8 protein-coding genes are annotated in these 10,587 nt (G+C 72.8%); 2 read left to right on the forward strand and 6 right to left on the reverse strand.

The window, feature by feature from the left end; all coding sequences use genetic code 11:
• Window positions 1-41: 41 nt before the first annotated feature.
• Together ACFCX4_RS29870 and ACFCX4_RS29875 are read right to left on the reverse strand one after the other, a co-directional pair.
• On the reverse strand, window positions 42-1,340 hold the full coding sequence (locus ACFCX4_RS29870; protein WP_376149119.1) for a class I SAM-dependent RNA methyltransferase: 1,299 nt from the start codon (window positions 1,338-1,340) through the stop codon (window positions 42-44).
• A 458-nt stretch (window positions 1,341-1,798) separates the two neighbouring features.
• A complete protein-coding gene (locus ACFCX4_RS29875; protein ID WP_376149100.1) occupies window positions 1,799-3,865 on the reverse strand; it encodes an APC family permease in 2,067 nt (688 codons plus the stop codon).
• A 247-nt stretch (window positions 3,866-4,112) separates the two neighbouring features.
• On the opposite strand from ACFCX4_RS29875, the gene ACFCX4_RS29880 reads away from it, so the two are divergent.
• Window positions 4,113-4,781, forward strand: coding sequence for a potassium channel family protein (locus ACFCX4_RS29880; protein ID WP_376149103.1), 669 nt, complete (start codon window positions 4,113-4,115; stop codon window positions 4,779-4,781).
• Complete coding sequence (locus ACFCX4_RS29885) at window positions 4,781-5,452, forward strand: potassium channel family protein (RefSeq protein WP_376149106.1); 672 nt, start codon at window positions 4,781-4,783, stop codon at window positions 5,450-5,452. Before ACFCX4_RS29880 ends, ACFCX4_RS29885 begins: the two co-directional genes overlap by 1 nt.
• A 101-nt stretch (window positions 5,453-5,553) precedes the next feature.
• Here ACFCX4_RS29885 and ACFCX4_RS29890 read toward each other — a convergent pair whose 3' ends face one another.
• From ACFCX4_RS29890 to ACFCX4_RS29905, 4 genes are all read right to left on the reverse strand, one after another.
• The gene (locus ACFCX4_RS29890) at window positions 5,554-6,381 is read right to left on the reverse strand and encodes a DUF3159 domain-containing protein (RefSeq protein ID WP_376149108.1); all 828 of its coding nucleotides are present in this window, start codon (window positions 6,379-6,381) and stop codon (window positions 5,554-5,556) included.
• Window positions 6,378-6,785, reverse strand: coding sequence for an OB-fold nucleic acid binding domain-containing protein (locus ACFCX4_RS29895; protein ID WP_376149111.1), 408 nt, complete (start codon window positions 6,783-6,785; stop codon window positions 6,378-6,380). The genes ACFCX4_RS29890 and ACFCX4_RS29895 overlap by 4 nt, the downstream gene beginning before the upstream one ends.
• A gap of 121 nt (window positions 6,786-6,906) precedes the next feature.
• Entirely contained in the window at window positions 6,907-7,587 is a 681-nt protein-coding gene (locus ACFCX4_RS29900; protein WP_376149114.1) for a response regulator, read from the reverse strand.
• Between the two features lie 59 nt (window positions 7,588-7,646).
• A complete protein-coding gene (locus ACFCX4_RS29905) occupies window positions 7,647-10,250 on the reverse strand; it encodes an ATP-binding protein (RefSeq protein ID WP_376149117.1) in 2,604 nt (867 codons plus the stop codon).
• Window positions 10,251-10,587: the final 337 nt, after the last annotated feature.

Genomic DNA, 10,587 nt, shown 5'->3' on the forward strand with positions numbered 1-10,587 from the left:
GTGCCCGGGATCCCGGGCACCGCCTCCGCCGCCGTTGCGCGTCACTCGCCGGCGACGGGCTCCAGGATCGCCACGCACTCGAAGTGGTGCGTCATCGGGAACAGGTCGAACGCCCGCAGCGAGAGCGGCCGGTAGCCGCCCTCCCGGAAGAACGCCAGGTCACGGGCGAGGGCCGCCGGGTCGCAGGCCACGTAGGCGATCCGGCGGGCGCCGAGCCCGGACAGGTGGGCGACGGTCTCCCGGCCCGCGCCCGCGCGCGGCGGGTCGAGCACGATGAGGTCGGTCGCGGTGATGCCGGTGCGCGGCAGCAGCGTCTCCACCCGGTCGCACTCGATCCGGACGTTCTCCAGCGCGGCCAGGTTGTGCCGGGCGTCGGCGACGGCCTGCTTGCCGGACTCGATGCCGAGCACCGCCCCGTCCTCGCCGACCCGGTCGGCCAGCGCGCCCGCGAACAGGCCCGCACCGCAGTACAGGTCGAGCGCGTTCTCGCCCCACTGCGGGTCCAGGCCCTCCAGGACGGCGCCGACCAGGGTGTCCGGCGCCTCCGGGTGGATCTGCCAGAAGCCGCCGTCGCTGACCCGCCAGGTCCGCCCGGCGGCGCGCTCGCGCACGAAGCCGCGGCCGTGCACCTTGTGGGTGTTGCCCTGGTCGTCGATGCGGGCGATCGAGACCGGGCGGTCCAGCTCGACCAGCGGCAGCTGGGCGCCCGGCGCCGGGGTGAGCACGACCTGGCGGTCCGAGGAGCCGGAGGCGGCGATCACCTCGACCGAGACGACACCCGGCCAGTCACGGGCCTCCACGCCCAGCTCGGTGACGCCCTCGGCGGCGATCAGGCAGTGGTCGACCGGCTGGACCTCGTGCGAACGGTGCTTGCGCAGCCCGACCCGGCCGCTCTCCTGGTCGACGGTGTACTGGACGCGGGTGCGCCAGGCCGGGACCCGGCCGGCCGGCAGCTTGCCGCCGACCGGCTCGACGCTGCCGTCCCAGCCGGCCTCCGCCGGGGTCAGCCCGGCCAGCTTGGCCAGCTGCTCGGTCAGCACCTGCACCTTGAGCTTGCGCTGGCCGCCCGGCGTCACGTGCTGCCAGTCGCAGCCGCCGCACTTACCGGGGCCCGAGAACGGGCACGGCGGGGCGATCCGCTCCTTGGCGGGCTCCAGGATCTCCACCGCGTCGGCACGCAGGAAGCGCGAGGTGGTGGTGCCCTCGGTGACCTGCGCGATCACCCGCTCGCCCGGCAGCGTGTGCCGGACGAAGAGCACCCGGCCCTCGTGCCGGGCCACACAGTGCCCGCCGCCGTGCGCGACCGGGCCGACCTCGACCTCGTACCGCTCGCCGACCAGCGGGTCGCCGGACGGCGCCTTGGGCGCGGCCTCGGCCCGGGGCGCGCGGGCGGAGCCGCGCAGCGACTTCGGCGGGCGGACGGTCTGCTTGCGGGGACGCGCGCCGCCCTTGGGCTGCCCGTCCCGGCCCTCGCGGGCGTCGGCGCCCTCCCGGGCCTCCCGCCGCCCGCGCTCCGCGGAGCGGCCTGCCGAACGGTCCGCGGAACGGTCGGCGGAACGGCCCTGCGAGCGGTCGGCCGACCGCTCGGCGGAGCGCTGCTCCGGCTCGGCGCGCTCGGGAGCGCGCTCCTCCGGCGCGAGCGGCGCCGTCCGCGCGGTGAACCCGTCGCGGTCGGTCGCCTCCGGCCGCGACGGCTTGCCCCAGCGGGGCCGGGCGACCTGACCGGGCCGGCCGGAGGCACCGCCCTTTCGGGCACCCTTGCCGGAGGAGCCGTGGGAACGGGGCGGGGTGTTGCGCGTCACTGGGAGGAGTCCTTCTTACTGCCGTCGGCCGGCCCGGCGGGCTTCGCCGAGACTTCCGACTTTACGGCCTTCGGCACCCGGGGCTCACCTCGGCGGACGGCACCCGGCGCCGACCAGGCCTTCTGCGGCTTGCGCCGCTCCGAGGACTCCAGCTGCCACGGCACCGAGGTCACCATCACACCCGGCTTGAACAGCAGCCGGCCCTTGAGCCGCAGCGCGCTCTGGTTGTGCAGCAGGTGCTCGTACCAGTGGCCGACCACGTACTCGGGGATGTACACCGACACCACGTCGCGCGGGCTGCTGCGGCGCAGGTTCTTCACGTAGTCGAGCACCGGCCCGGTGATCTCCCGGTACGGCGAGTCCAGCACCTTGAGCGGCACCTCGATCCCCCGCTCGTCCCACTCCGCGCGCAGCGCCGCGGTGTCCGCCGGGTCGACGTTCACCGTCACCGCCTCCAGGGTGTGCGCCCGCGCCAGCCGCGCGTACGCCAGGGCGCGCAGGGCCGGCTTGTGCAGCTTGGAGACCAGCACGATCGCGTGCACCCGGGTGGGCAGCACCACGTCGTCCGGCTCCTCGGCGGCGACCAGCTCCGCGGAGACCCGGTCGTAGTGCCGGCGGATCGCCTTCATCATCACGAACAGCACGACCATCGCCGCGATCGCGATCCAGGCGTGGCTGATCTTGGTGGCGAGCACGACGATCAGCACCGCCATGGTCATCACCAGGCCGAAGGTGTTGATCGCCCGGCTGCGCTGCATGTGGCGGCGCCTGGCCGGGTCGGTCTCGGTGCGCAGGTTCCTGGTCCAGTGCCGGATCATGCCGGACTGGCTCATGTTGAACGACACGAAGACGCCCACGATGTACAGCTGGATCAGCCGGGTCGGGTCCGCGTCGAAGGCGATGATGAACAGGATCGCGGCCAGCGCCAGCAGGATGATGCCGTTGGAGAAGGCCAGCCGGTCGCCGCGGGTGTGCAACTGGCGCGGCAGGTAGCGGTCCTGGGCCAGGATCGAGCCCAGCACCGGGAAGCCGTTGAACGCCGTGTTCGCGGCCAGCACCAGGATCAGCCCGGTGACGGCGGCGACGAAGTAGAAGCCCGGTGTGAAGTTCGAGAACACCGCCTCGCTGATCTGCGCCAGCGCGGTCTTCTGGTGGTAGTCGCCGGGCACGCCGACCAGCTGGTGCTCGGGCTCCTCGGCCATCTGGACGCCGGTCAGCCGGGCCAGCCAGATGATGCCCATGAACATCACGACGGCGATGGTCGCCATCATCAGCAGCGTGGTCGCCGCGTTCCTGCTCTTCGGCTTGCGGAACGCCGGCACGCCGTTGGAGATCGCCTCCACGCCGGTCAGCGCCGCACAGCCCGAGGAGAACGCCTTGAGCAGTAGGAACACCATGGCGAAGCCGGCCAGCGAGTCGTTCCCCGGGGTCGCCTCCAGGTGGAAGCCGGAGCTCTCGGCCGGCATGTCCTGCCCCAGGCCGAAGTGCCGGAAGACGCCGTACACCACCATGCCGAGCACGCCGACCATGAACGCGTAGGTGGGGACGGCGAAGGCCGAGCCCGACTCCCGGACGCCGCGCAGGTTCATGCCCATCAGCACGATGACCACGACGACCGACAGGGTCAGCTCGTGGCCGCGCAGGGCCGGCACCGCCGACACCACGTTGGCCACGCCCGAGGTGGTGGAGACCGCCACGGTCAGGATGTAGTCGACCATCAGCGCGCTCGCGACCACCAGGCCGGAGTTCGGGCCGTGGTTCACGGTGGCGACCTCGTAGTCGCCGCCGCCGCTCGGATAGGCGTGCACGTTCTGCCGGTACGAGGCCACCACGGCGAGCATGACGATGGCGACGACGACGCCGATCTGCCAGGAGAAGTGGATCGCCGAGGCGCCCGCCAGGGAGAGCGTCAGCAGGATCTCCTCGGGCGCGTACGCCACCGAGGAGAGCGCGTCCGAGGCGAAGACGGGCAGCGCGATGCGCTTGGGGAGCAGTGTCTCCCCCAGCTTGTCGCTGCGCAGCGCACGCCCGATGAGGATGCGTTTCGGTAGGTCAGTCGGCATAGGCACGTTAAGGAATCGTAGGGGTAGTCGGCGACCCGGTCCGACGGACGCCCCCTGTTCGTGCCACCCTTCGTCGCGACTGTGTTCGGTGGACCGGTTAGCGTGTCGGATACGAGCGGGCGGGCAACACTCACGTTGTCGTACCGAGCCCCCCAAGGAAGCCCACCCCGACAACGGGGCGGGGAAACGGAGAACGAACGGTGTTTGCGCAGGTCATGGCCCCTATAGGACGGGTGAGGTAGCGCCGGTGCACATCGTCATCATGGGCTGCGGCCGGGTGGGCTCCGCGCTCGCCCGCGCACTGGAGAAACAGGGCCACTCGGTGGCCGTGGTCGACCAGGACCCGACGTCCTTCCGTCGCCTGGGCGCCGGCTTCAACGGCCGCCGGGTGACCGGCGTCGGCTTCGACCAGGACACCCTGCGGGAGGCGGGCATCGAGGAGGCGGGTGCCTTCGCCGCCGTCTCCAGCGGTGACAACTCCAACATCATCGCCGCCCGGGTGGCCCGGGAGAACTTCGGCGTCGAGAACGTCGCGGCCCGGATCTACGACCCCCGGCGCGCCGAGGTCTACCAGCGCCTGGGCATCCCCACCGTCGCCACGGTCCGCTGGACGGCCGACCAGATGCTGCGCCGGCTGCTGCCGAGCGGTGCCGAGCCGCTGTGGCAGGACCCCAGCGGCGCCGTCCAGCTCGCCGAGGTCGCCTACGCCCCCGAGTGGCTCGGGCACCGGCTGAGCGCGCTGGAGGAGGCGTCCGGCACCCGGGTGGCGTTCGTCACCCGGCTCGGCGAGGGCGTGCTGCCCTCGCCCCAGATGGTGGTGCAGGAGGGCGACCTGGTGCACGTGATGCTGCGCCGGTCCGACCTGACGGCGGTCGAGGCCGCGTTCGCGCAGGGCCCGGAGAAGGAGGGTCACTGATGCGAGTCGCCATTGCCGGAGCCGGCGCCGTCGGCCGCTCGATCGCGGGCGAGCTGCTGGAGAACGGCCACGAGGTCCTGCTGATCGACAAGAACCCCAACTCCATCTCGGTGGAGCGGGTGCCCATGGCCGAGTGGCTGCTGGCGGACGCCTGCGAGATCACCTCGCTGGACGAGGCAGCGCTGCAGCGCTGCCACGTGGTGATCGCCGCGACCGGTGACGACAAGGTCAACCTGGTCGTCTCGCTGCTCGCGAAGACCGAGTACGGCGTGCCCCGGGTGGTCGCCCGGGTGAACAACCCCAAGAACGAGTGGCTCTTCAACGAGTCCTGGGGCGTGGACGTGGCCGTCTCCACCCCGCGCCTGATGTCCGCGCTGGTCGAGGAGGCGGTGAGCGTCGGCGACCTGGTCCGGCTGATGCGCTTCAGCCAGGGCAACGCCAACCTCGTCGAGCTGACCCTGGCCGAGGACACCGAGCTGGTCGGCACCCGCGTCGGCGACGTGCCGTGGCCGCCGGACACCGCGCTGGTGACGATCATCCGCGAGGGCCGGGTGCTGGTGCCCGGCAAGGACGACACCCTGGAGGGCGGCGACGAGCTGCTCTTCGTGGCCGCCCAGGAGCGCGAGGAGGAGCTGGAGAACCTGCTCTCCGGCTCGGCCGGCGCCCAGTAGCCCGCTCCGGGGCCGCCCGCGGCACGCGGCGGCCGCGGAGAACGCCGAGGGCCCGCACCCCTTCCGGGTGCGGGCCCTCCGCCGTGCGGTGACGGGCCGGGTCAGGTGCGCCGGGCCGACTCCCCGGCGGGCCGGTCGCCGTACACCGAGTGCTCGTGCTGCGCCGGGTGCCCGCCCCGCACCGGGCCGGTGTGCTCGGCCGGGACCTGCTCCGGCTCCTCGTCCGGCTGCGCCTTGATCGGCGGCGGCGCCTTCAGCAGGATCTGCCAGGTCACGTACATCGCCAGCAGCAGCGGCGGGATGCCCAGGGCGACCTTGAGCCAGCCCAGCAGGTTCACGTTGTGGGTGAAGTACAGCGGGAAGAGGATCAGCGGCTTGATGCCCATGATCGCCACCCACGCCCAGGTGGCCTTGGTGTAGGCGGCCAGCCGGCCGGGGTTCTCCTTGCGCCAGGTGAACATCTCGCCGGTCACCGGACCGAGCATGATGCCGATCAGCGGCCAGCGGACCAGCGCCGAGACCGCCAGGCCCACGCAGTAGCCGACGTTCCAGAGCAGACCGGGCAGGTAGAAGTTCTCCGCCTTGCCGGTCTTCATGGAGATCCAGGCACCGATCGCGACGCCGAACACCCCGCTGAAGGCGTGCTGGACGGTCTCCCGCTTCAGCAGCCGCACCACCACGAACAGCGCGCTGAGGCCCAGCGCCGCCCAGGCGGCCGCCGGCACCTTGTGGGTGATGTTGTACGTGACGATGAAGACCAGGCCGGGCAGGGTCATGTCGATCATGCCCCGGACGCCGCCGAAGGCCTTCATCACCGTGTCGGCGGCCTCCCGGGAGGCCCGCGCCTGACGGGCGGCCTCCTCGGCGTCGATCTCCACCAGGCCGAGCTGGGCGGCGGGCTCGCCGCCGGGCTGCTTGCTCACGCTCATTCGCTCCCGTGTCCGACCGGACGCAGCTCGTAGCGGGGGTTGAACAGCACGCGACGGCCGCGCGCATGGCTGATCCGGCCACTGGCGACCAGTCGGCGCCCCGGCTCGATGCCGGAGATCGAGCGGCGGCCGAGCCAGACCACGTCCAGCGCCTCGGTGCCGTCGAAGAGCTCCGCCTCCAGGGCCGGCACACCGGCCCGCGGGCGGAGCGTCACGGTGCGCAGGGTGCCGGCCACGGTGACCAGTTCCCGGTCCCCGCAGCTGGCGATCGGCGTGCAGCCCGACTCCGCGGCGCTCTCCTGCCGCAGCTCCTCCGCCTCCAGCTCCTCCGTGGAGGAGGTCAGCCGGCTGAGCATGCGGCGGAAGCGCCCCTGCGGCGGCCCGCTGCTGTTGTCACCACTCATGCCGGAAGGGTACCGGTTCCGGGGGCACCGGCGGCAGGCCGCGGGGGCCGGACCCGGCCCCCGGGGGACCCCTCCGGGCACTCCGGGACGGCCGCCCGCGCACCGGATCCGGCCCGTCCGCTCACCCCTCGAAGCGGTAGCCCATGCCCGGTTCGGTGATGAAGTGGCGCGGGTGCGAGGGGTCCCGTTCGAGCTTGCGCCGCAGCTGGGCGAGGTAGACCCGCAGGTAGTTCGTCTCGGTCCGGTAGGCCGGGCCCCAGACCTCCTGGAGCAGCTGGGTCTGGCTGACCAGGCGGCCCGCGTTGCGGACCAGCACCTCCAGCAGATGCCACTCGGTCGGGGTAAGGCGGATGTCGGTGCCGTCCCGGTTCACCTTCTTCGCCGCCAGGTCGACAGTGAAGCTGTCGGTGACCACCGTCGAACCGTCCTCCCCGGCGACCGGCTCGGCCCGGCGCACGGCGGCCCGCATCCGGGCCAGCAGCTCGTCCATGCCGAAGGGCTTGGTGACGTAGTCGTCGGCGCCGGCGTCCAGTGCCTCGACCTTCTCGTCGGAGGCGTGCCGGGCGGAGAGCACGATGATCGGCACCCGGGTCCAGCCGCGCAGGCCCCTGATCACCTCGACCCCGTCCATGTCGGGCAGCCCGAGGTCGAGGACCACGACGTCGGGGTGGCGGGCGGCGGCGAGCTCCAGCGCGCTCGCACCGTCGTGCGCCGCGTCGACCTCGTACTTGCGGGCCTTGAGGTTGATCACCAGCGCGCGGACGATCTGCGGTTCGTCGTCCACGACGAGGACCCGGGTCATGCGGGCTCCGCCTTTCGGGGCAGTCGGATCGGAATAGGTCGTACAACGGTCGTGAACGGTCAGGCGGGCGGCGGAAGCAGCCCTGGTTCGAGCTCCTCCGGAACCCCCGGACCGGCCGGCGCCTCCCGGACCCGCTCCACGGCGGGCAGGGTGACCACCATGGTCAGCCCGCCTCCAGGGGTGTCCTCCGCGGTCACCGTGCCGTCCATCGCCTCGACGAAGCCGCGCGCCACCGCGAGCCCGAGGCCCACCCCGGCCCCGCGCGGCGCGTCCCCGTACCGCTGGAACGGCGCGAAGATCCGCTCCTTGGCGTCCTCCGGCACCCCCGGCCCGCGGTCCACGATCCGCAGCTCCACCCGGCCCGGGCCGCCCACCGGCTCCAGGGCGTCGGCCTTGACCAGCACCTTCAGCCCGGCCGGGCTGTACTTCACGGCGTTCTCGATCAGGTTGGCGAGCGAACGCTCCAGCAGTCCGCCGTCGGCCCGGATCATCGGCAGGGTCTCGGGCACGTCCAGCCGGACCGCCTCCGGGGGCACCCCGCCCAGCGCGAACGGCACCACCTCGTCCAGGTCCGTCTCCTGGATCAGCGGCGTGACCGTCCCGGTCTGCAGCCGGCTCATGTCGAGCAGGTTGTTGATCAGGTGGTCGAGCCGGTCGGCCCCGGCCTCGATCCCGGCCAGCAGCTCCGCCTCGTCCTCCTCGTCCCACTCGACGTCCGCCGAACGGAGCGAGCTGACCGAGGCCTTGATCCCCGCGAGCGGTGTGCGCAGGTCGTGCGAGACGGCCGCCAGCAGCGCGGTCCGGATCCGGTTCCCCTCGGCCTCCCGCCGGGCCGCCGCCGCCTCCCCCGCCAGCCTCCGGCGCTCCAGCACCGCCGCGGCCTGGGCGGCGAACGCCCCGAGCAGCCTGCGGTCCCCGGCCGGCAGCACCCTGCCGCGCAGCACCAGCGCCAGCGTCTCCCCGACCGGCACGTCCACGTCCGCGGTCTCCGGCCGCTCCGGCGGGCGCGGACCCGCCGTCGCCACCGCCAGCCACGGCCCGACCGGATCGGGCCGCTCCAGCAGGGCCACCGCGTCCTGCTGGAAGGTCTCCCGGACCTGCTCCAGCAGCGCGGTCAGCACCCCGTCCCCGCTCGGCGCCCCGCGCAGGACCGTGCCCGCCAGCGCGCTCAGCGTCTGCGCCTCCGTCTGGCTCCGGGCCGCCTGGTGGGTGCGTCTCGCCGCCAGGTCGACCACCGAGGCCACCGCCATGCCGACCGCGGTGAATATCGCCACCGCCATGATGTTCTCCGGCTCGGAGATCGTGAAGGCGTGGATCGGCGGGGCGAAGTAGTAGTTCAGCGCCGTGGAGCCGACCAGCGCCGAGGCGATCGCCGGGAACAGCCCGCCCACCAGCGCCGCGCACACCGTCAGCGACAGGAACAGCAGCATGTCGGTCGTCAGGCCGAGGCCCCGGATGTTACCGAGCACCAGGGCGAGCAGCGGCGGCCCGGCCAGCCCGATCAGCCAGCCCGCGATCGTCCGCGTCCGACCCAGGTCGGTCACCCTGCGGATCGGGATCCGGCCGCGGCCCTTCGCCGCGTGCTCGTGGGTGACGATGTGCACGTCGATGTCGCCCGACTCGCGGGTCACCGTGCCGCTCACACCCGGCCCGTAGACGTACTGCCAGGCCGGCCGGCGGCTGGTGCCGAGCACGATCTGGGTCGCGTTCACACCCCGCGCGAAGTCCAGCAGCCCGGCGGCCGGATCGTCCCCCAGCACCGCGTGGTACGAGCCGCCCAGGCTCTCCACCAGCGCCCGCTGCTCGATCAGCGCCTGCGAGGAGCCGGAGCCCGACCCCGCCAGCCCGTCCGACCGCGAGATGTGCACGGCCAGCAGCTCGCCACCCGAGCCACGGGCCGCGATCCTGGCCGCCCGCCGGATCAGCGTCGCACCCTCCGGACCGCCGGTCAGGCCCACCACGATCCGCTCGCGCGCCTGCCAGGTCCCCTGGATGCCCTGCTCGGCGCGGTACTTCTGCAGGTACTCGTCGACCCGGTCGGCCGTCCACAGCAGCGCCAGCTCGCGCAGCGCCGTCAGGTTCCCCGGCCGGAAGTAGTGGGCGAGCGCCGCGTCGATCTTCTCGGGCGCGTACACGTTGCCGTGCGCCAGCCGGCGCCGCAGCGCCTGCGGCGACATGTCGACGAGCTCTATCTGGTCGGCCCGGCGCACCACCTCGTCCGGCACGGTCTCCCGCTGCCGCACGCCCGTGATGCCCTCGACGACGTCACCGAGCGACTCCAGGTGCTGGATGTTCACCGTCGAGATGACGTCGATCCCGGCCGCGAGCAGTTCCTCGACGTCCTGCCACCGCTTCTCGCGCCGGCACCCCGGGACATTGGTGTGCGCCAGCTCGTCCACCAGTACCACCTGCGGCCGGCGCGCCAGCACGGCGTCCAGGTCCATCTCCGTGAACCCGGCCCCGCGGTGCGTCAACTCCCGCCGCGGCACCACCTCCAGGCCGGCGACCCGCTCCGCCGTGAGCCGGCGCCCGTGGTCCTCGACGAACGCCACCACGACGTCCGTCCCCCGCTCCAGCCGCCGGTGCGCCTCGGCGAGCATGGCGTACGTCTTGCCGACCCCGGGTGCCGCCCCGAGATAGATCCGTAGCCTGCCGCGTCCCATGTGCACCATTCTTGATCCGGCCGAACCTGGCGGCCATCCCGGACACCAGTTCCCTTCGCCTTCGAGACTACGGCGCAGGCGTTGTTTTGCCAGCGATCGGGCCTCTGAGCTGGGAGTTTTAGCGCGATTTTGATGGGCTCCACGGCGACCGCCGGCCCACCCCCGTCCTTCTGCCGGGCCCTGCCGCCCCTCCCGGACGGTGCTCCGGCCGGCCGGCACCGGAAAGCGTCCGGACATACGAAAAGGCCCCCATCCGTATCCCGGATGGGGGCCTTCTCTGAATGATTGTTCGGCGGCGTCCTACTCTCCCACAGGGTCCCCCCTGCAGTACCATCGG

This window comes from Kitasatospora sp. NPDC056327, from assembly GCF_042261735.1.
Classification (GTDB): domain Bacteria; phylum Actinomycetota; class Actinomycetes; order Streptomycetales; family Streptomycetaceae; genus Kitasatospora.